This is a genomic window from Pseudomonas triticifolii (assembly GCF_014358015.1).
In the GTDB taxonomy this organism is placed as follows: Bacteria; Pseudomonadota; Gammaproteobacteria; order Pseudomonadales; family Pseudomonadaceae; genus Aquipseudomonas; species Aquipseudomonas triticifolii.
The window spans coordinates 242,114-261,966 of the sequence record NZ_JACONV010000001.1 but is presented as its reverse complement, the minus strand read 5'-3'; the positions used below and the strand labels follow the sequence as shown (position 1 = coordinate 261,966).

The following is a 19,853-nucleotide window of genomic DNA, read 5'->3' as shown; positions in this document are numbered from 1 at the left end:
GGTGAGTCCGTTCAGATGGAGTATTCGGCGGCCGATCCCGACAAAACGGTGGCATTAACCCTGGCTTCCGGCAGATCGAAGGCCTGAACGATGCGTGCCGATGTCTCGGGGATCAGCGCCTTGCCGATCACGGCAATGAACGCTGCGAGATGGCTGACCGGTCGGCCTTCCGCCAGCCGGGTGCGAGTGATCGCGATCACATCCAGCAGCACCTGAGACATGCCTTTCATGGAGAACTGATTGGGCTCGCACGCCTTGCTCCATTGCAGGCGTAGCGCTTCCAGCAGGCCTGCGTCCGCGCCACACACGCCACTCCACCAACTGCTGTCACGCTGCCCGCCTGCTTTGAGCAATGCCGGGAAGAACTCCCCGAATACGCCTTCGCGCCAGTGCAGAAAGTGCTGCAGCCGGAAATCGCCTTCGCTTTCCTCGGGCGCGATGCTCGCCAGGTACAGCCGGGCACTGTCGGCGCAGGCCTCGCGTGCCAGATCACCGACCCAGATTGCATGATTGCGGCTGGTCGACAGATTGAGGCCGTCCAGCTTGAGAAACTGGTTGGGCACAAAGCGTTGCTGGACCCGAATATCGTCCATCACCGACAGTTGCGCCGGGTAGACGACGGCGTGACTGAACACACAGTCGAAGCCGAGAAAATGCACCAGCGTGCCCTGCCCCGACTGCCAATACTGACGAAACAGCTCCGGACGACCGATGCGGTCGGCGTACTCGCGAAACGCCGCCATGTAGCCAGGCAGCCCCATGAACCAGGTGTGCACCCGGCACGAGCCGTCTGGCTGAAGATCCAGGCCACCATCGTGCGGACGTGTGACGCCCCAGTCGTGAATGTGTTCCAGGGTCTCGCGCAGCCAGGTATTGAGCGGGCTGCGCCACTGGCGATCGAGCAGACGATCGCGCAATACCGGTTTACAGGCGGCCAGTTTCAGGAAAGCACGGTGTGCGGTTTTCCATTGCGAAGGCCGTTTGCAGAGCTTGCAGTGCAGTTCGGTCATCAGTTGCGCGTCAGGTGCCTGTGCGCAGTTCTCACACTGGCTGGCGTCGGACTCCGCCCCGCAATAATTGCAGTTGCCCCGCGCAAACGCCTCGTAACCCCAGACATCGCAGTCGGGGCAGTAGGGTTCGCTGGCATCGCGAAACTCGATGAGCCCTGCATCGCGCACCTTGTTGAACACCTCGGCCACCGCCTCGGTGAACCAGCGGTTATCGTAAGGTCGCATCCAGTTGTCGGGCTGGATGTTGATCGCGGCGAGTGACGCTTCGATGCGGTCCGAGTTGCGGTTGGCGAGTTCCACAGGATCGATGCCGGTTTCCAGGCCCTTGCGCAACATGTACGACTGATAGTCGTCCGAATAGGACAGCAACACACAATCATGTCCGCGCTGACGCTGAACCCGAGTGAAAACATCCGCTGCCAGAAACGGCCCTGCAATGTGACCAATGTGCAGGTCGCCATTGGGCGTGGGCGGCGTGATGGTCACGATGAACTTAGTCATTGAGGCACCCCGTAGTTTCACAGTGCTGCTCGACGAAGGCGTTCACGTAGTTCATGTCCCACCACACCACGTAAAAATGAAAGTCCTCACCCGAATCATTGATGACGTAATGATTGGTGTGTTTCGGAATGGCCGCGATGTCGCCCACCTCAAAGGGCATTTCCTTGTCGCCCACCACCAGGCGTGCACTGCCCTTGATGGCGATGAAGATCTCCTGATCGATCTGGGTGTGCGCCTCGCTGCTGGTGCCGGGGCGTACCACGCACCAGCCTCCCGCGAACGGCATTGGATAGCCTTGCCAGGGCAACAGGCGGCTGCCGTCGAGCCCATACTCATGTACCAGGGCATCGAAGTTGGTTTTACGGTGTATATCGAACTTTTCCATGCTCAGACCCGTGTGCTGTGAGTGGGGCAAAGCATGAAATTTGCGGAAACGATTGGCTATCCGATCCCTTGATACGTGGTCAGGGTCGGATCGATTTTCTGAATGCCTGAGCGCGCGCCTGCCGGGCAGCGAGAAACTGTAAACACGCTACGCACTTATCCATTTCAATGATTAAGCGTATCGATAGCCATCATTTCGGATCGTACAGATCCGTTGCTTACAATGGCAGCATCCGCAACGCCAAGTTGCTGGCGCTGCCATGAAAGAACATCAGGAGAACTTCATGAACTATGTACTGTTTGCCGCATTATCTGTATTCAGCGTTGTTGCAACTGCAGGGGATGCTCATAACAATGCCGAACACGATCAGCGCACACCTGCTGCGGTCGAGTACAACTACTCACAGACACTTGATATTGCCAAGGTGATCAGCCTGTCGAGCGCGACCTCTGACGAATGCGAGCCCGTCCAGGCCCACATGATCTACCTCGATAGCCAGGGCGTGCGCCACAATCTCGAGTACCTGCGCCTCAGCGAAAGCTGCGCGCGTAGTTGATCAACACCGCCCTCCCGGAGAGGACAAAGGGCACTATAACGCGTCTGGATTGCCCATCTTCGCGGCACGCTGTAATTGATGATAGTCACTATCGACACGGCTGATAATCGTATTCAAGCAACCGGTGTTATTGTCACACCCGATGAGTGAACATGTTTCCCGGCACGGCGAATCCGCATCGCGGTGCCGAAGAATACCTGCTCTTCTTCATTACTCCTTTGGTTAGATCTTTAAGCCATCTCGCACCCCAGTGAGGTGGCTTTTTTTTTGCCTAAAGATCGAAGCGATCCACCACATTGCGTCGCTCGTTCTCACTGCGCATGTCATAGCTGGCGGTGGTTGCGATGTGCGTGTGGTGGGCGAGTTTCTGGGCGATCGACAGATCGTATTCTTCGATGACTCGTGTGATGAACGAGCGACGAAAATCATGGGGCATGATGTTGACCCCCACCTGCCGTCCGCGCTGCTTGGCAATGAAATAGATGGCATGCTTGGTGATCCGTTCACGCGTGATGTTGCTGCCCCGGCGAATCCGGTTGAACAGAAACGCGTCATCGTCCTGCCCCGGCGGCAGGCAGGAGCGGCGCAGTTCCAGCCAGTCATTCAACGCACTGAAGGCCCATTCGGGCGCGTATTTGACCAGTTGTTTGTTGCCCTTGCCCATCACCCGCAGGCTGCGTTCGGAAAAGTCGACCTGAGCCAGATCCAGATTGACCGATTCCGACTTGCGCATCCCCGAGCCGTAAAGAATCGCGATGATCGCGGCATCCCTTCGCCCTTGCGGCCTGGGGTCCGCGGCGCAGGCGTCCATCAGTTCACGGATCAAGGTGCGACGGATATTGCGTCCCTTGGCCAGGCGCGTGCCATTGACCGGTTTGATCGAGCGGATTTTCAGCAACTGATCGTGACTGATCAGATCATGCCGCCAGGCCTCGTTCATGACACCGCGAATGGCGTTGACGTACAGCGACGTGGTGTTGGGTGCGTAGTCATCCTCACGCAGCGCCGACACCAGCGCAGTGACGTGGCCCGGTTGCAGCGTGTGCCAGGGAATGTCGACGATGTCGACATCGACCATCCCCAGCCGGTCGGCGGCATCCTGCAGGACATACTTCATGGTCAGGCGGCTGGATGGCGCAAGGCGGGCGAGATAAAGCTGCAACGGATTGCTGACGTCCGGAAGCGTTGGGGATGGCCTGACGCTGACGGCCGGGTCGGTGAAGGGGTTGTGCGACATGTCGAGCAGGGCCTTTCGAGTGCAGGTGCCCGCCGTTCTGCGCGGCACCTTTCAATCATTTCAAAGCATTGACTCTAGCACGCTGACCGGGAGCAAACCTCGGTAACATCTTCGGGCTTGAACGGGTAGTCATGTCCGATAGCCTGTGCGGCCCGGTTTCTACCGTCGTACGTCGAGCATCCGTTTCAATGTCCGTAAGCAAGCAAAACCCCTCTGGTAAACAACCACCTCACAGCGCTATTGGCACAGCCGGCGCTGATTTCTGGTTGCTTGCCCATCAGCTCACCCAGCACAGCGAGGCCGAGCGACTGGCCAATATTCAGGCAGGCCTGGCAGCCAAATGGGTGCGCGCCATCAAAGACGCCTTCAGACTCGGCGGCGATGATCTGCAAACGCTGCTCAATATGTCCACGTCCACGCTGGAGAGGCGCCAGCACCAGCAACGTTCTCTGGATCGTGTCGCCTCGGAGCGTGTGGATCGGCTTGCGATGGTCGCCATCCACGCGCTGCAACTGTTCGAAACACCCGAGCAGGCCAGCGTGTGGATGTGCACCGTCAACCCTGCGCTGGGTCAGCAAATGCCATTTCAGATGTGCGAAACGGACATCGGCGCGCGGCAGACCCACCGGGTACTGGCGGCACTCAATTGTGGCGCCCCGGCCTGATGGACGCCTGGAGAATTTCCCGAGCAGCCGTCGCCATGGATCGCTCAGGCCAATACGCTGCGCAATTCGGGGGGCGCTGGAATCACCCGCAACACCCCGCTCTTTATTTCGGCCTCACGCCCGCCATCTGTGCGCTGGAAACGCTGATGCAGGGCCCGGAAATCCCCAGTGACATGAAGCTTGTTCACATCCGGCTGCCAGACGTAGCGCAGCTTTACCACAGGCCTGCGAGCGAGCAACTGCCAGGCGGCTGGAATGCGCGGCCAGCAGACACCCCCAGCAAGAATTTCGGCACACGCTGGCTCAGCGATGGCTTGCACCTGGGCCTGATCGTGCCCTCATCCTTCATGCCGCAGTCGGCAATCATCATGCTTAACCCTCAACACCCGGCGGCCGACCGGATCGAAATCGTCGATATCAGCCCGTTTCCTTATCGGGAGGTATCCACCACGACGCGGCCTCGCACCTGACCGGCGATCAGTTGTGGCGCAATGTCGATGACTTCGCTCAGTCCGATTTCCCGACTGATCAGAGGCAACAACGACACGTCGAGGTCATTCGCCAGCCTTGACCAGGCTTCGAGGCGATCGGCACGAGGCCGGGTAACGCTGTCGATCCCCGCCAGCGTCACACCACGCAGAATGAACGGCGCGACGGATCCCGGAAAGTCCATGCCCTGTGCAAGTCCACACGCAGCAACGATGCCGCGATACTTGATGGCAGCGCAGACATTGGCCAGCGTGTGGCTGCCCACCGAATCCACGGCAGCGGCCCATTGCTCCTTCGCCAATGGGCGACCGGGCCCGGAAAGCGTTGCCCTGTCGATGATGCGTACCGCGCCGAGCTGCTTCAGGTAATCGCTTTCTGCGACACGCCCTGTTGAGGCGACGACCTGATAACCAAGACTGGCCAGAATGGCGATGGTGAAGCTGCCCACCCCACCGTTGGCACCGGTGACCAGTATTTCGCCGTCATCGGGTTTCACGCCATGTTTTTCCAGCGCGATGACGCTGAGCATCGCCGTGTAGCCGGCCGTGCCAATGGCCATCGCCTGGCCGGGCGTAAAAGCATCAGGCAGTGGAATCAGCCATTCGCTTTTTAGACGAGCCCGCTGTGCAAGCCCGCCCCAGTGCCCTTCACCCACACCCCAGCCGTTGAGCAGTACCTTTTCACCCACCTTGAATTCTGAAGACTGGCTGGCTTCAACAGTGCCTGCCAGATCGATGCCCGGCACCATGGGGAAACTTCGGACAATCGGGCTTTGACCGGTAAGCGCCAGGGCGTCCTTGTAGTTGAGCGTGCTGTGGGAGACGCGCACCGTGACGTCACCTGCTGGAAGGTCTGCCTCGTCGACCGCCGTCAGTTTGACCTGATAACCCGACTCGTCCTTATCAATCACAATGGCGTTGAATGTGCTTACCGGCATGGGCGCCTCCAATTTAGACCGATCGTCTTTAAATAGACGAAAAAAATCATTGCGGCAGTCCGCGAAGAAAACCGGCAATGAATGTGTTCAGCGGGGTATCGCTTTTAACCAGACGGGCGCGCAGTACAGCCCCTTCCCAACCGATCCAGAAAAACGCCGCCAGCTCGGCGCAATCGGCATCCCTGGCCAACTCGCCAGCCTGCTGCGCAGCCTTCAGGCAAAGCGTGAGTCTGGCCTGCCAGTCCAGCAGCGTCTGCTCCAGTACATCCCGGAACGCATCCGGCAGCAGACAGATTTCCTGGCCCAGATTGCCGACCATGCAGCCGCGTCGGTAATCGTGACGCGCCATGCCCGCCTTTGCGCTCTGCACAAAACCCACCAGCCGTTCCAGGGGTGAGAGACTTTCATCGAGAAACCAGCGATCCAGACGCTGCGCGAAGTAGTTGCAATACTGGTCCAGCACTGCCCGACCGTACGCTTCCTTGCTGGGAAAATAGTGGTAGAACGAGCCTTTGGGGACGCCAATTTCCTTGAGGATGTAATCGATGCCGGTCGCGGAGAAGCCCTGTTCAGTCAGCACCTCAAGACCGCGACGCAGCAGCGTTTCCCGGGTTTCCAGGTTGTCACGGTCCACTTTGGGTGGACGGCCTGGACGGCGTGTTTTTGGATGCTGGTCAGGTAGAGTCGTCATGCGCCGAATATTAGACCGATCGTCTTTTATGTCAACCGACGTCTGGGCAGGCAACTTGAAGTGGCAGACCACGCGGTTGCCAAACCCCGCATGCCGCGCTCAAATGATTGCTTTGCTTTGCCACGGATCAGGAGACCCCGCATGAGCCTTTGGCCAGATACGCGCATTCTGGAACTCTTCAATATCGAACACCCGATTCTCCACGCCCCCATGGCGGGAGCGACGGGGTCGACCATGGCGATCGCCGTCGCCCACGCGGGAGGTCTGGCGTCGCTGCCCTGCGCGATGCTCACGCTGGATCAGATCCGCGACGAAGTGGCCGTCTTTCGTGAAAACAGCCATGCACCGTTGAACCTGAACTTCTTCTGCCATCAGCCTCCTCCGTTCGACGCCGAGCAGGCAGAGCGCTGGAAGCGGGCGCTCAAGCCGTACTACGAAGAACTGGGTGCCGACTACGAGGCGCCGACACCGGTGTCCAACCGTGCACCCTTCGACAGCGACAGTTGTGCGCTGGTCGAGCGGCTGAAGCCTGAGGTGGTCAGTTTTCATTTCGGCCTTCCCGAACAGGCGTTGCTGGACAGGGTTCGCGCCACCGGGGCAAAAATCATTGCCTCGGCGACCACAGTCCAGGAAGCCCTCTGGCTCGAACAGCATGGCTGTGATGCGATTATCGCCATGGGCTATGAAGCGGGCGGACATCGAGGCCTGTTTCTCAGCGATCAACTGGATACGCAGGTCGGCACTTTCGCATTGGTGCCACAGATTGCCGATGCGGTGAGTGTGCCGGTCATTGCCGCTGGCGGCATTGCAGACGGGCGTGGTGTTGCAGCAGCGTTCGTGCTGGGGGCGTCCGCCGCGCAAGTGGGCACAGCTTACCTGTTCTGCCCGGAAGCCAAGGTGAGTGCGCCTCACCGGCAAGCGCTCGGCACTGCCAGGGACAGCGAAACCGCCGTGACCAACCTGTTCACGGGCCGTCCTGCGCGGGGCATCATGAATCGGATAATGCGCGAAATCGGCCCCATGAGCCCGTTGGCCCCAGCCTTTCCGCTGGCTGGCGGCGCGTTGATGCCGCTGCGGGCCAAGGCCGAGCCCCAAGGCAGCGGCGATTTCATGAACCTCTGGGCGGGCCAGGCAGTCGGTATCAAGCACTCGCTCACCGCCGCCCAATTAACCCGCAAACTGGCTGACGATGCATTAAGCATTTTGAACCGCGCCTGAAACATTGCTTTCGCAAGGGTGAAGGATCGCTATATATTTAGATATATAGCGAAACGCCTCCAGCTCGTTGGCGCGCCTTTTCTTTCCGGAGTTGCTGCATGCAAGCGTCCCTGCTTCGAACCCTTTTGAAATTCAGCACACTTGCTTTCACCCTGACCGGCACGGCATCTGCCTTGGCTGACGAGGTACAAGTGGCTGTAGCGGCCAACTTCACCGCGCCCATTCAGGCCATTGCCAAGGACTTCGAGCGCGATACCGGCCACAAGCTGGTTGCAGCCTTTGGTGCCACCGGCCAGTTCTACACCCAGATCAAGAACGGCGCGCCGTTCGAAGTGTTCCTGTCGGCCGATGACACTACACCCGCTAAACTTGAACAGGAAGGCGATACCGTCAAGGGCTCCCGCTTTACCTACGCCATCGGGACGCTTGCGCTGTGGTCAGCAAAAGAAGGCTATGTCGATGACCAAGGCAGCGTGCTCAAGGGCAATCAATACCAGCACCTGTCCATCGCCAATCCCAAGACCGCGCCTTATGGCCTCGCCGCCACGCAGGTACTGGGCAAGCTGGGACTTGTCGACGCGATCAAGGCGAAAATCGTCGAAGGCCAGAGCATCACCCAGGCCTACCAGTTTGTCTCCACCGGCAACGCAGAACTGGGCTTCGTTGCCCTGTCGCAGATCTACAAGGACGGCAAGCTCACCAGCGGCTCGGCCTGGATCGTTCCGGCGGCTCTGCATGACCCGATCAAACAGGACGCGGTCATTCTCAACAAAGGCAAGGACAACCCTGCCGCCAAGGCGCTGGTCCAGTACCTGAAGGGTCCGCAAGCGGCCGCCATCATCAAATCGTTCGGGTATCAACTGTAAATGCCGCTTGGAAGTGCCGATATTGCAGCGATCTGGCTGACGCTCAAGCTCGCCTCGCTGACCACGGTGATTCTGCTGGTGATCGGCACGCCCATCGCGCTGTGGCTGTCGCGCACCCAATCATGGCTCAAAGGCCCTGTAGGTGCCGTGGTCGCCCTGCCCTTGGTGCTGCCGCCAACGGTGATCGGCTTCTATCTGCTGCTGTTGCTCGGCCCCAACGGCGCTGTTGGTCAGTTGACGCAGAGCCTGGGGTTGGGAACGCTGACGTTCAGCTTCACCGGGTTGGTCATCGGCTCGGTGCTGTACTCGATGCCCTTCGTGGTGCAACCGCTGCAAAACGCGTTTTCGGCCATCGGCCCACGCCCGCTGGAGGTTGCTGCAACCCTCAGAGCCGGCCCGTGGGACACCTTCTTCAACGTCATCCTGCCGCTGGCCAGACCGGGCTTCATCACCGGCGCGATTCTCGGCTTTGCCCACACGGTCGGCGAATTCGGGGTGGTACTGATGATCGGCGGCAACATCCCCGAGAAAACCCGCGTGGTGTCGGTGCAGATTTTCGACCACGTCGAGTCCATGGAGTATCTGCAGGCCCATTGGCTGGCCGGGGCGATGCTAGTGTTTTCATTTCTGGTGCTGCTGGCGCTGTATTCCAGCGGCAAATCCAGAACGGGATGGAGTTGATCGATGGCCTCGCCTATCGAAGTGCGCTTGCAGATGGACTACCCCGATTTTCATATGGGGATAAACCTGGTCCTGCCAGGTTCTGGCGTAACAGCGCTTTACGGACCTTCCGGCTCTGGCAAGACCACGTGCCTGCGCTGCATTGCCGGCCTGGAAAAAGCCTCGCAGGGCCTGGTTCGAATCAATGATGAAGTCTGGCAGGACAGCGACAAGGGCATCTTTGTGGCACCACACAAGCGCGCCATCGGCTACGTCTTTCAGGAAGCCAGCCTGTTTGCGCACCTGTCGGTCAGGGACAATCTGGAATTCGGATTCAAGCGTATTCCCCGTCATCAGCGCAGCATTGAGCTGGCGCAGGCGACCGAGTTGCTGGGCATCGATCATTTGCTTGAGCGGCGTCCAGACAAGCTTTCCGGCGGCGAGCGTCAACGGGTCGGCATCGCACGCGCGCTGCTGACCAGCCCGCGCCTGATGCTGCTCGACGAACCGCTGTCCGCGCTGGATAGCCGCCGCAAGAGCGAAATTCTGCCCTATCTGGAACGTTTGCACAGAGAACTGGATATCCCGATGCTGTACGTCAGCCATGCGCAGGACGAAGTGGCGCGCCTGGCCGATCACCTGGTCGTGCTCGAAGCCGGCGATGTACTGGCCAGCGGACCCATCCGGGAAACGCTGGCGCGCCTTGATCTGCCGCTGGCAATGGGCGACGACGCAGGCGTCGTGATCGAGGCAACAGTGAGTGCTTACGACCCGCACTATCAATTGCTGACCGTCACCCTGCCTGACAGCGCCCTCTCCATGCGGGTCACGCACGCAGAAATGCAGCCAGGCACCCTGCTGCGCATCAAAGTCCAGGCTCGAGACGTCAGCCTGAACCTGCAGCCCGACGACCAGAGCAGCATTTTGAACCGGCTGCCGGTTGTAGTGATCGAGGAGATGGTTGCCGACAATTCGGCTCATGTTCTGGTGCGCCTGGACGCAGGCGGCACCGCGCTGCTGGCCAGAATCACCCGTTTTTCCAGTGATCATCTCAAATTGCATCGTGGCCAGTCGTTGTGGGCACAGATCAAGGCGGTGGCTGTTCTCGCGTAATGGCCATTGCGGCTGGGGCCCACGCAAATAAACGGCACCACAGCAAAAGGCTGCGGTCAGTGTTGTTAACTGCCTCTGGAATTTTGCCATGCCTGACTCGACGGTTATCAGCCCCCTCGCCAGCGACCTGCATTACGTAGACGACACCCAGCCAGGGTTCACACGCAAGGTCCTGCGTGGCAAGTTCGCTTATTTCGACACCCAGGGTGAACACATCAAGGACGAGTCGGAAATCAAGCGCATCAACGCGCTGGCCGTACCGCCCGCCTACACCGACGTCTGGATCTGCGCCGACCCCAATGGCCACCTGCAGGCCACCAGCCGTGACGCACGCGGTCGCAAGCAGTATCGCTACCATCCGCGCTGGCGCGAGATACGCGACCAGGATAAATACTCACGCATGATTGACTTCGGGCACGCGCTCCCCAAGGTGCGCAAGCAGATAGAAGCGCAACTCGCTCAGCCTGGCATGGGCCGTGAAAAAGTCATGGCAACGGTGGTGTCTCTGCTCGATGCGACACTGATCCGCATCGGGAACAGCCGGTATGCCAAGGAAAACCGCTCGTACGGCCTGACCACCCTGCGCAACAAGCACGTCGAAGTCAAAGGCGGACAGATTCTGTTCGAGTTTCGCGGCAAAAGCGGCGTGGAGCACAGTGTCACAGTAAAGGACCGACGCCTGGCCAACGTCATCAAACGCTGCATGGAGCTGCCTGGGCAAAACCTGTTTCAGTATCTGGATGATGAGGGCGTACGCCATAAGGTGACCTCATCAGATATCAACGCCTATCTGCACAGCCTCACCGGCTCGGACTTCACCGCCAAGGACTACCGGACCTGGGCCGCCAGCGCACTGGCATTAGCCACCTTGCAGAAACTTCACTGGGAACCCGAGGCAGACGCCAAAAGGCATATCGTCGAGATGGTCAAGGCGGTGTCCAGGCAGTTGGGCAATACGCCAGCCATCTGCCGCAAGTGCTACATACACCCCGCCGTGCTGGAAGGCTTTCTGCTGGGCAATCTGGCCGCTCTGCCACGCTCCAGACAGCGCAAGGGCCTGCGGCTTGAAGAAGTTGCTTTGGCCAGCTACCTGCGCACCCTGGCAGACCGCGTCGAGTCCGCTGCGGTCAAAAGCAAGCCCTGACCAGCGTCTGTGAGCGCTGGTCCACATCAGGACCAGCGCTCACTATGCCGTTGATTCTCTCCTGTGACTGTCGGAAAACTTCAACCCGATGACGCAACCACCAGCCCTGGGCCGCCTCGTGCGTGTAGCTTCATGATTTTTCGATAGATTTTCCGAGCCATGCAGGTTACATCTTGTTCCATGTGGAGGACGCGCGAGCTTGCTTCATGGCAGCTGGATGTATATATTCCCCCGTCTTGGCGCTACCGCCCCGATGGCGAAATTGGTAGACGCAAGGGACTTAAAATCCCTCGTCCTTTGGACGTGCCGGTTCGACCCCGGCTCGGGGCACCACTTATAGAACAAGGGCTTACGTGCTTTTAGTGCGTAGGCCCTTTGTTTTTAAATTGCCGCAATTCTATATTCTTGCCGCAATTCTCGTTCCAAGCCATCTCCGGCGTCCTGCCGACGAACACCACTCCCCAAATCTGAAAGACTCAAGTACTGTATTTCTATACAGAAATTGAGAATCACACCATGGACATCGAAGTCACCGACGACTGGCCTTGCAACCCGACCGAAGAACAAATGATCCGGCAGCATGTCAACCTTGTAAGCGAAGAGAACCGATTGCTGCCTGATGAGGTGGCCCGTAGCGGCGATCTGCTGAACGTAGATTCCACTGGCTAGCCTTGGCAACATAGCCAGACCGAAAATCAACCGAGGGCGACAGAATGTTCAAGTTCATGTCCACGCTATTCGGCGACAAGCCATCTGAGGTAGCGCCAACAGAGAAGTCGGAACAGCCAAGTATCGTTTCAACGGCACCGGCACCGCATCCAGTGGTGCCATCTGAATGCATCGCACCACCGATACACCGCGGTAACTCGCCAAAAACAACCACCGCACGGGATCGAAGCGAAGTACATGTGGAAATTAGCAGCCCGCTTAGTCCGCCGATCCAAGTCGGCCATGCCGTTTACAGCTCAAGCGACGACACACTGTCACGTTCGCACTACGGCGGATTCAGCAGTGGCGACAGTTACGACAGTAGCTCGAGTTGCTCAGCCAGCGATAGCGGCTCGACCGGATCAGGCGACAGCGACTAAACAACCAGCGCCAGCGTCAGCCTGACGAAAACTGCCCCAAGCCCTGATTCCCCATCGCCTGGCCGCTTCGGAGATTGATCGCCGCGTGCCCGAGCGGGCTGCAGCGCCAGGCTCGCAAAGCCCCCGGAAAAGTCCTGAGCCGGATCTGCCAGCCAATACCAGAAACGCGGCGGGATCGACATCAGCGCTAGATGTTTACCGATTGTGCAGGGTCAGTGTGGCATCGGCAAATGGGTAAGTTCGGTGTCATTCACACCAGGATGGAAACCGTGTCGGCCAGAGGGGATGGCCAACAGATACAGACTCCTCACGGTCGCAGCATACAGAGCGGCCCATTGATGGCTGTTGGACGGTCAGCAGAAATGAATTAGGATCCTGTCGCGTCTGGCACCCCGCAGCAGCCCTGCGTTGCATGCCATCTCTCTACACCTGTTTCTCAAGGACGATGGCAATGATCAGCTTTGTACTGTCAGTTATTTTCAATACGTTGGCGCTGGTCCTGGCTTCGCGAATCATGGACGTTGGCCTGCGCATTTTTCCGGCTTTTCTGATCATCGGCCTGTCTCAGTCAGTGGATGCTTTACTGCCGGGCAGCGATAAAAACTTTGACATTCTCGGGCTGATTATCAGTGTGATTATTTACTTCGCGGGTTTGAAATTCTTCACCGGCGAAAGCTTCTGGACGCTGTTCAAGCTGGGTATTGTTTCAATTGTACTCTTGGTTGTAATCGCGCTGGCGCTTGCACGCTTGTTCTAGAAAAGGGCGTCGCGGGCTTTTACTTTTGCCCATGCCCCGGCGTTGTCTGCGGTGTGGCGTCAATGCTCGCACTCGTACCAATGGTCATCGCTGGCCGGATGTGAATCGTCCCAGTGCTACGTCATCGCCTTGAAGTGGCACATGGGCACCGGGCCAACGTCGAGGTTGCGCATCAGGTCGTCGTAATCACGCATGACCTGAAAATAGCGAGCTTCATCCTCGAGGCTAATAGGCTGCTTGATCAAGAACATAGCGGCTTGTTTCCTAGATTCATGATCATATCGATTGAGATAACGTTTTGAACAGCTCTACAGCATTGTAAAATCGTATGATCTCTACTCGCATCGGTAACTATTGATCATCGTCAAGATCTGCGCATGCATCGCCTGAATGCTGACCGGCTGTAGCAGGTGAAAGGTTTCATGGATGTCCTTCTGCTGCTCGAAAATCCTGCTAAAAACCTAATTCCTTTTATCCTTTTTAAAGAGGGTTGGTCAGTAGTTTTCGTTCATCGTAACAGCCCATTCACGGCTAAAACGAATCTAGACATTTTATTCAATCAACGCTGTGAGTGTGCATGACCCGGAAAAAATACTTACTGACACTAAAATTTTGCTACCCACGGGATAAACCATATGCGAGTCAATAGGCACTTTGCAGCCTTCCGTATCACCGCCGCCTTTTCTTGTAAAGTATTCGAGTCTGCCGCCCTGAAAAGTATGCGGCTTTACCATTAACACAAAATCATCCGGTGTACGACGATCGTCATATGAAGCAAGCAACAAAAACACCAAAGACCCAAGTAACGAAAATAAAACCCATACTAAAACAATCAAGCAACCTATCACTTTAAAAATTCTCAATAAAAACATAAACGCTCCCTATACGTTAACCGGCTATCGTAGGCTTACGCTTTTATAGCGCTCCTTGCTAGACAATGGGTAGGCTCGCATTGGGCGAACTTTATGGAATTATCACTTCAGACCATCCGTTTGATGTAATGCAGTGCAGGTAAACCGGATCCGCTGTCCATCAATCGCATCTGGCGTATTGCATAGGGTGCGTGCAGCAACCTTCTGCGAAGCATGATTATCTGAACCCCGACATACCGGGGCAGATCGGTTAAACGGGCCGGGCTGCATCCAACTCGACGCGATAGTTCATAAGGTCGCCACTGATTTCTGCTCGAAGATGGATTCAACAAGCATTACTGATATCGCTATGCCAGCGCAACCCCGGGTGCATATCGAATTGTCGCTAAGTCGACGGTCAAATAGGGCTTGCTCTGGTCTAGGCAAGTATGGCCAAAGACCGTCTGCCGCTGTGCGGCCATCCCTGCTTGATACCGGCCTGCCGGTAGAGCCTGCTTATGGTTTGCTGGAGTGAGTCACAGGCCCGGTATGTCTTTGGCCTACCCAACCGTGCAACGCAGCCAGATCGACCAGTACGGTCGCCCGGAGTAGTGATAGCCCTGGATGACTCGTCATCGATGCATGCATCAGGGCGATTTCCATTGACGTGGATCAATGCCCCGTCGGTCATTAGGCACAAGCTGAGATCAGGTAGCCCAAGGCTGGTGGCGAAGATGCAAAACACTTATGAAATTCATTATCTAGTCGGAAAAACCAAGCGGACGGTAACAGTCCCAGCACCTAACATGGATTCCTCTCTGGCACTGAAGATCGCGATCACTCATGCAGGAGCATGCGCAGGCAGCTCTCTTCCGCTACCAGCGCTACGGGAAATTCTTGGGCTACTCAAGCAGTGGAAAGTCGCTAATGTCAGGTGGAACAAAGCAGTTTCCTTCACTCGCCGCGAAGTAACGCTTCAGCACCAGCAGCTTGTTTGCCCGCGCTTGCTAGAAGACACGGCACGTCAAGCGTGTACACGGATAGCCTGCCTAAGCAATCCAGAGGTCTGCGCCTCCAACCATCAAAGTGAATCAACCAAACAAGTCAGTTAAATTGGGCTGACGTTACCTGCTCTGCCCTAGCGGAATCATCGGGAATGATTAGTGGCCGGTAGCGCTGACCATCCAGTTCTTCTAGGTCATGGTCACCCCGCGCCACGAAATGGCAGCTATCGAATTTGTGGCGCGCTACGGCGTCTGCCGCCCTACCGCCCCGTTGACCTTGTCGGCTGCCTTGCTGGCTACCTCTGCCGCTTCAGTGGCCTTGCCTGCCGCACCCTCAACCTTTACGCCTGCTCCGATCGCGGACTTGGCAAGTTTGTTCAGCCGCATCTCGCGCTGAAGGGTCGCTTCTTCGTAACCCCGGTGCACCTCGGCGACTTGAGCGGTGTACCAGTTGGCCAACCTCCATTGGGAGATCTGAAATCCAAGCATCGCGCCGCCGGAAAGCAGCAGGATGGTGATAAACCAAACCTCGACTCGTCCCGGTGCCACTCGGCTGAAAGCAGCCCACATTACCGAAGCGATTGACCTGTTTGCCGACCTCGACGGCTGGAGCACCGGCGCACGCGCCGCACGCGTCCAGGCTCTATCTACAGCCAACCGCTGGTCTATGGCAGTTGAACGATTGCGACATTGACTCTCGGAAATACAAAGGCACACTAAGGTAACGGGGAATGCGATATGAGGTCGTTTGAGAGGTCCTGGGTAAACGCGGTGATCAAAGGTTGCGAGGGAGTTCTAGTAAAACTCACATGGCCTATGTGGCGGTGCTCCACGCTAAGCGCTATAAAGCTCTTCGCCATTAATCAGATGTCACGGACGAACCATGCTTAAAATAACTCTCGCGCTGCCTGCTTTCATTGCATTCTCTACCCTTCCTGCCCAAGCCGCAGATTTCAGTCCGGCAGAAATATGTAAGGCCGCCATTTCGGTCGAAATGGGCCGCCCTACGAAGAGCATGAAGACCGAAAGCTCATCGCCATATCCTGTTATTTATTACAAGCGACCGGACGGAGACTCTTTTAAGTATCGATGCCAAGTGAGTGAGACACGCGTAGTCTGGTCTACTTTCTTGACTGACACTGGCGAATGGGGCCGCTGGAGAAAGCAATATTCGGAGGGTGATGCCTTGACGACTTATGCCGTAAAAAACAGCATGCTGACGATAAGCAACGATCAGTCAGGGGATCAGACGTTCAAAAGCAAGGATTTCTGACCGCAGAATGCGACCATCCTGTTAGGTGAGTAAAAACGCAGGCATAAAAAACCCAGCGCGCTGGCTGGGTTTTCATTCATTCGCTGTCGCAGATCGCGACACGCTGCTCCTGAAGAGTCAGCAATCCCAGCTTTCTTGGGTTACCGCACATCCAGCATGAACAAACCTTTCCATGATTTGCAAAAAGACCGGCATTCCTCTCGCTGGTCGTCCAGCACTCATATGCCTTTTGCTTGGCGTAAAATCTGGCCTTTATGCGGCGCGTGTCGTGTCGTCGTTGTGCTCTAGACATAGCTTTCTCCTAAGCCGAAGACGACAAAGCCCCGGCAGGATGATCTGGCGAGGCTATTCGACTTACCCCTCAAAAGCGCAGGAGTAAAAGGGTGAGCGGATGATGCAACATGGCGACGTGCCATTTCAAATACTTTGAGCGGCTATTTCAGACTGCGCCTTGCTCAAGTGCTCAAGCCGCCTCAAGCATGTGCTGATCCTCCTGTGCAGAAATCTCACGCACCTGTCGCTGATTCCTGTGGCACTGAGTGAATAGGTGCGGTGCTGGGCTTCTGGCGTTTCAGACCAGACGCCCCACTCCAAACGCTAGCCCCTTAGTCCCGTACTCACAAAAAACTTCGTGATTACTACGCGTGCAAGCCACGTTGTGCGTAATGCCCCGCAGACTGTTAGCCTGAGTTCTCAGTCTGCAAGCAACAACAGGTACGCACCTATGAAACTTGAGGAGATGGACATCGCGCCGGAGATAAAGGCGCAGGCAGCAGAGCTCGTGCGACGCGTCGAGCAGTCCGACGGTTTGCTGGAATTGGCGACTGCGGGCGGGGTGACTGAAGGTTTTCTGATCGGCCTGGGCTTTCTCGGAACATTGCGCCCTCATGATATTGACGCGCTCGACAACCTCTTCAACCAGGCGATGGAACGCAAGATGGCTGAAGCTCGCAAGCAGTAAGGCCTTTACCGGGACGAAGACTCTGTGATGGAGGGCTTTGGCGCCGACCGGTGCGCCATATGGCTCGCTGCTTGCAGTACAGACGTTGACGACGTCGGAGCGCTGTAATTCTGACGTCCGAGCCCTCTGGAATGCAGCAATGCGCCGATCAGTCATCAGGAGATGTATCGTGTCAACTCTCAGTGAAATCGCAGCGAACCACGCGAGAAACACATTAGCACTGGAAGCAGAGTCGGCTCGATTGAACGCGCTCTGCACGACCGTTGCGCAGGTATTCGAAGCGCCGTCGTTCCCTGTCGTCGAGCAGCTACAGGCGCATGCCATCGCTACCCTCAACGAAAGCCAGGCGCAGGCAACCCACTACTCGCTCTGAGTGGATAAACCGCACGTCGGCGTCAACCTCCACAGGTCTTTTCGAGCCTTGAAGACACCGTCGCCGACGAACTGCACACAACATTTGCTCAGGTCCGCCGATAGAGGTATCGGTCGATATTTCAGGGAGAGAAAAGCATGCCTTTTTCGGACACTCAGGTTATCCAAGCGCTGGAAATCTTTATCCGTCGCAATGAACAGCTTCAGCAGGAACTCGCCAACTTCAATCGTCATCCCGGCGGCCTGTTCATCAGCGAGCGTCGCGCCGAACATGCACGGTCTGCGTTCCTGCGGGCTGCACAGGAACGCGATACGACACCTCTCGATTTTGCATTACGGCTGATTGCCCGTACGCCTTCGGAATTGGAGCAACTGCGCGAAGAACGTCGGATGCGGTTGGCGAGTTGAGTCAGGATTTGGATGCGGGCTCGACAAAGTTAACGTCAAAGGTCTGATAGAAAGCAGCTCCGGTATCGGCGACGATCCAGAGCAGAAGGATCAAATGGTGCCCACTCTTTCCGGTTGGCAGCACGACCGAATGCTTGTCCTTGGGTGGCATGTCCGCCTCATGATCATAATAGGGCTCATATGTATAAAGATCGTCGAAGAACGGGTCGGGATCAAGTTGAGCACGGGAAATTCGAACATTTTCGTCCCAGCCGTCCTTGGTGATGAACCAGCGGTAACCGCGAGTGATGTGGCGCATCGTGTACTTCCATTCCACTTCAAATGTTTCACCCGCTCTGACGTCCTGTCGATTCCATTTCGCGCCAGCTTTTTTCTTCGCCAGCTCCTCGTCAGTGAAATTGATGCAATCACGTGCGTCTTCACGACCGCCGCTAAGGATATAGTCATCCTTAGGAGGCGCGGTGCTTTGAGTATCCTCAGAATGGCCAGGGAACGCGCCGGCACTGGTGGCGGGGAAGTTTTTGCCGCCCTCAAGCTCGACGACTTGCCACTCTTCCAGGAGTTCCAGGTCCATAGCCTGTGAGCCACGACTAGGCGGCGAAGTGACCCTCCCATGTCTGATGTCTCTTGGGTTGTTAGCGTTTTTTTTGCTCATGTTGGTAGCCTCAATCATTGAGTTCGGATCTGCACTACGTACCTACCGAATGAAACGCTCATCCACACCCGCCGACTACCTCATAACCCTGCCAGTATCTTTTTCGCTCAATGTCAGAAGAGATCATCCGCTTCGTCAGTCTGGCTGCATCCCTGTCAAGCCAGTCGATCTAATCACCCATTGCTGAAGCCTCACCAACCTGGGCGCCACCCAATATATTCGATCTATTCTTCTGTTCATGCAGCGCCAGCGCATGGGTCGTTGGCGCCTGAAGCCTGTAGATTTACCCTTATGGGTAATTCCACGCAGCCAATGCGTTTGATTCTGGCCTTGCTGTCGACCGCTAACATGCCCCGCATCTATACGCTGATGCGGCGTGATCCGGCCGGAGAACACACACCTTCGCTTACGGCGCGCAGTGAATTATTTTCTCCCCGTTCTTGACATGCCATTCGAACCGGTACAGAATTGCGTCCATTCCCGACTGGGGAATTGAAAAAAACCCTTTAGATTCAACGGGTTGGAAGACAAAGAATATTTTCTTCCGAAATGTTTACTACGTTTGATGCAGCTGTAACGCATCGGATGTTTGAGGCCGAGTAGCAAAATGGTTATGCAGCGGATTGCAAATCCGCCTACGCCGGTTCGATTCCGACCTCGGCCTCCACTATTGAAAACCCTGTCAATCACGATTGACGGGGTTTTTTATTGCCTGCACAAAACTGCACATTCAATACAATACGATGCGCTGGGCGTCCTGTTGGATATGATCACAGTCTGGCACGCTCAGCGCTGTAACGGCTCATAAGGCTTGAACAACTCGCTCCCGATCCATTTCGGTGTCTTGTCAGTCGTCAGCGGTGCCGAGCGCTTGTACTCCTCGAATTTGGCTTTTGCCTTGGCATCGGCTTCGCCGAGGATCACGGTCTGCAGGTTGAAGATCAGCACCCTGGACGGATCGCGCCCCGCCTCGGCCGTCCGGCGGCAAGCGGGTGCCGGCCAGTTCGAACAG

The 19,853-nt window shown here is 56.9% G+C and carries 23 protein-coding genes, 2 tRNA genes and 1 pseudogene; 16 read left to right on the top strand and 10 right to left on the bottom strand.

Annotation, left to right across the window (positions count from 1 at the left end):
* Positions 1–11: 11 nt before the first annotated feature.
* Positions 12–1,511, bottom strand: a complete 1,500-nt coding sequence (locus H8S56_RS01180; RefSeq protein WP_187517615.1) for a methionine--tRNA ligase — start codon at positions 1,509–1,511, stop codon at positions 12–14.
* Positions 1,504–1,896: a cupin domain-containing protein gene (locus tag H8S56_RS01175; RefSeq protein WP_187517614.1), complete on the bottom strand. Its 393-nt coding sequence runs from the start codon at positions 1,894–1,896 to the stop codon at positions 1,504–1,506. The genes H8S56_RS01180 and H8S56_RS01175 overlap by 8 nt, the downstream gene beginning before the upstream one ends.
* A gap of 259 nt (positions 1,897–2,155) precedes the next feature.
* On the opposite strand from H8S56_RS01175, the gene H8S56_RS01170 reads away from it, so the two are divergent.
* Entirely contained in the window at positions 2,156–2,452 is a 297-nt protein-coding gene (locus tag H8S56_RS01170) for a DUF2790 domain-containing protein (RefSeq protein WP_235986720.1), read from the top strand.
* 271 nt (positions 2,453–2,723) lie between these two features.
* On the opposite strand, the gene H8S56_RS01165 is transcribed toward H8S56_RS01170, so the two are convergent.
* On the bottom strand, positions 2,724–3,689 hold the full coding sequence (locus tag H8S56_RS01165) for a site-specific integrase (RefSeq protein WP_024695300.1): 966 nt from the start codon (positions 3,687–3,689) through the stop codon (positions 2,724–2,726).
* A gap of 188 nt (positions 3,690–3,877) precedes the next feature.
* Between H8S56_RS01165 and H8S56_RS01160 the strand changes: the two genes are divergently transcribed.
* Positions 3,878–4,354 carry an antitoxin Xre-like helix-turn-helix domain-containing protein gene (locus H8S56_RS01160; RefSeq protein ID WP_187517613.1) on the top strand — a complete coding sequence of 159 codons (477 nt, stop codon included), beginning with the start codon at positions 3,878–3,880 and terminating at the stop codon, positions 4,352–4,354.
* Positions 4,354–4,824 (top strand): RES family NAD+ phosphorylase, encoded by a 471-nt coding sequence (locus tag H8S56_RS01155; protein ID WP_187517612.1) that lies wholly within the window; start codon positions 4,354–4,356, stop codon positions 4,822–4,824. The genes H8S56_RS01160 and H8S56_RS01155 overlap by 1 nt, the downstream gene beginning before the upstream one ends.
* Here H8S56_RS01155 and acuI read toward each other — a convergent pair.
* Positions 4,785–5,780 (bottom strand): acrylyl-CoA reductase (NADPH), encoded by a 996-nt coding sequence (acuI, locus tag H8S56_RS01150; protein WP_187517611.1) that lies wholly within the window; start codon positions 5,778–5,780, stop codon positions 4,785–4,787. The two genes, H8S56_RS01155 and acuI, sit on opposite strands and share 40 nt — an antisense overlap.
* 46 nt (positions 5,781–5,826) lie before the next feature.
* The gene (gene acuR / locus H8S56_RS01145; RefSeq protein ID WP_187517610.1) at positions 5,827–6,471 is read right to left on the bottom strand and encodes an acrylate utilization transcriptional regulator AcuR; all 645 of its coding nucleotides are present in this window, start codon (positions 6,469–6,471) and stop codon (positions 5,827–5,829) included.
* 141 nt (positions 6,472–6,612) lie between these two features.
* Here acuR and H8S56_RS01140 point away from each other — a divergent pair, with 141 nt between their 5' ends.
* The 8 genes from H8S56_RS01140 (at position 6,613) to H8S56_RS01105 (ending at position 13,317) form a co-directional block, all read left to right on the top strand.
* Positions 6,613–7,689, top strand: coding sequence for an NAD(P)H-dependent flavin oxidoreductase (locus H8S56_RS01140; RefSeq protein ID WP_187517609.1), 1,077 nt, complete (start codon positions 6,613–6,615; stop codon positions 7,687–7,689).
* Between the two features lie 98 nt (positions 7,690–7,787).
* On the top strand, positions 7,788–8,555 hold the full coding sequence (modA, locus tag H8S56_RS01135) for a molybdate ABC transporter substrate-binding protein (protein ID WP_235986718.1): 768 nt from the start codon (positions 7,788–7,790) through the stop codon (positions 8,553–8,555).
* Positions 8,556–9,236 (top strand): molybdate ABC transporter permease subunit, encoded by a 681-nt coding sequence (gene modB, locus H8S56_RS01130; protein WP_024686890.1) that lies wholly within the window; start codon positions 8,556–8,558, stop codon positions 9,234–9,236.
* A gap of 3 nt (positions 9,237–9,239) precedes the next feature.
* On the top strand, positions 9,240–10,328 hold the full coding sequence (gene modC / locus H8S56_RS01125; RefSeq protein WP_187517608.1) for a molybdenum ABC transporter ATP-binding protein: 1,089 nt from the start codon (positions 9,240–9,242) through the stop codon (positions 10,326–10,328).
* A gap of 88 nt (positions 10,329–10,416) precedes the next feature.
* Complete coding sequence (locus H8S56_RS01120; RefSeq protein WP_187517607.1) at positions 10,417–11,472, top strand: DNA topoisomerase IB; 1,056 nt, start codon at positions 10,417–10,419, stop codon at positions 11,470–11,472.
* A gap of 247 nt (positions 11,473–11,719) precedes the next feature.
* Positions 11,720–11,805 (top strand) — tRNA-Leu (locus H8S56_RS01115).
* A gap of 183 nt (positions 11,806–11,988) precedes the next feature.
* Complete coding sequence (locus tag H8S56_RS01110; RefSeq protein ID WP_159372183.1) at positions 11,989–12,141, top strand: hypothetical protein; 153 nt, start codon at positions 11,989–11,991, stop codon at positions 12,139–12,141.
* An 870-nt stretch (positions 12,142–13,011) separates the two neighbouring features.
* Complete coding sequence (locus H8S56_RS01105; RefSeq protein ID WP_187517606.1) at positions 13,012–13,317, top strand: hypothetical protein; 306 nt, start codon at positions 13,012–13,014, stop codon at positions 13,315–13,317.
* Between the two features lie 116 nt (positions 13,318–13,433).
* On the opposite strand, the gene H8S56_RS24615 is transcribed toward H8S56_RS01105, so the two are convergent.
* The 3 genes from H8S56_RS24615 to H8S56_RS01095 form a co-directional block, all read right to left on the bottom strand.
* Complete coding sequence (locus H8S56_RS24615) at positions 13,434–13,568, bottom strand: hypothetical protein (RefSeq protein WP_268894462.1); 135 nt, start codon at positions 13,566–13,568, stop codon at positions 13,434–13,436.
* Positions 13,569–13,868: 300 nt separating this feature from the next.
* Positions 13,869–14,189 (bottom strand): hypothetical protein, encoded by a 321-nt coding sequence (locus H8S56_RS01100; RefSeq protein WP_152534982.1) that lies wholly within the window; start codon positions 14,187–14,189, stop codon positions 13,869–13,871.
* A 1,226-nt stretch (positions 14,190–15,415) separates the two neighbouring features.
* Positions 15,416–15,742: a hypothetical protein gene (locus tag H8S56_RS01095; RefSeq protein ID WP_187517605.1), complete on the bottom strand. Its 327-nt coding sequence runs from the start codon at positions 15,740–15,742 to the stop codon at positions 15,416–15,418.
* Positions 15,743–16,055: 313 nt separating this feature from the next.
* Here H8S56_RS01095 and H8S56_RS01090 point away from each other — a divergent pair, with 313 nt between their 5' ends.
* The 4 genes from H8S56_RS01090 to H8S56_RS01075 all read left to right on the top strand — a co-directional run bounded on the left by H8S56_RS01090 (position 16,056) and on the right by H8S56_RS01075 (position 18,186).
* A complete protein-coding gene (locus H8S56_RS01090; protein WP_235986717.1) occupies positions 16,056–16,445 on the top strand; it encodes a hypothetical protein in 390 nt (129 codons plus the stop codon).
* Between the two features lie 724 nt (positions 16,446–17,169).
* Positions 17,170–17,406, top strand: coding sequence for a hypothetical protein (locus H8S56_RS01085; RefSeq protein ID WP_187517604.1), 237 nt, complete (start codon positions 17,170–17,172; stop codon positions 17,404–17,406).
* Positions 17,407–17,575: 169 nt separating this feature from the next.
* The gene (locus H8S56_RS01080) at positions 17,576–17,779 is read left to right on the top strand and encodes a hypothetical protein (protein ID WP_187517603.1); all 204 of its coding nucleotides are present in this window, start codon (positions 17,576–17,578) and stop codon (positions 17,777–17,779) included.
* A gap of 137 nt (positions 17,780–17,916) precedes the next feature.
* The gene (locus tag H8S56_RS01075) at positions 17,917–18,186 is read left to right on the top strand and encodes a DUF6388 family protein (protein ID WP_187517602.1); all 270 of its coding nucleotides are present in this window, start codon (positions 17,917–17,919) and stop codon (positions 18,184–18,186) included.
* 1 nt (position 18,187) lies between these two features.
* Here the strand turns inward: H8S56_RS01075 and H8S56_RS01070 are convergent, their stop codons facing one another.
* Positions 18,188–18,841 (bottom strand): lytic polysaccharide monooxygenase auxiliary activity family 9 protein, encoded by a 654-nt coding sequence (locus H8S56_RS01070; protein WP_187517601.1) that lies wholly within the window; start codon positions 18,839–18,841, stop codon positions 18,188–18,190.
* Positions 18,842–19,434: 593 nt separating this feature from the next.
* On the opposite strand from H8S56_RS01070, the gene H8S56_RS01065 reads away from it, so the two are divergent.
* Positions 19,435–19,508 (top strand) — tRNA-Cys (locus tag H8S56_RS01065).
* Positions 19,509–19,633: 125 nt separating this feature from the next.
* On the opposite strand, the pseudogene H8S56_RS01060 reads toward H8S56_RS01065, so the two are convergent.
* Positions 19,634–19,825, bottom strand: a pseudogene (locus tag H8S56_RS01060) (5,10-methylene tetrahydromethanopterin reductase); the annotation flags it as partial.
* Positions 19,826–19,853: the final 28 nt, after the last annotated feature.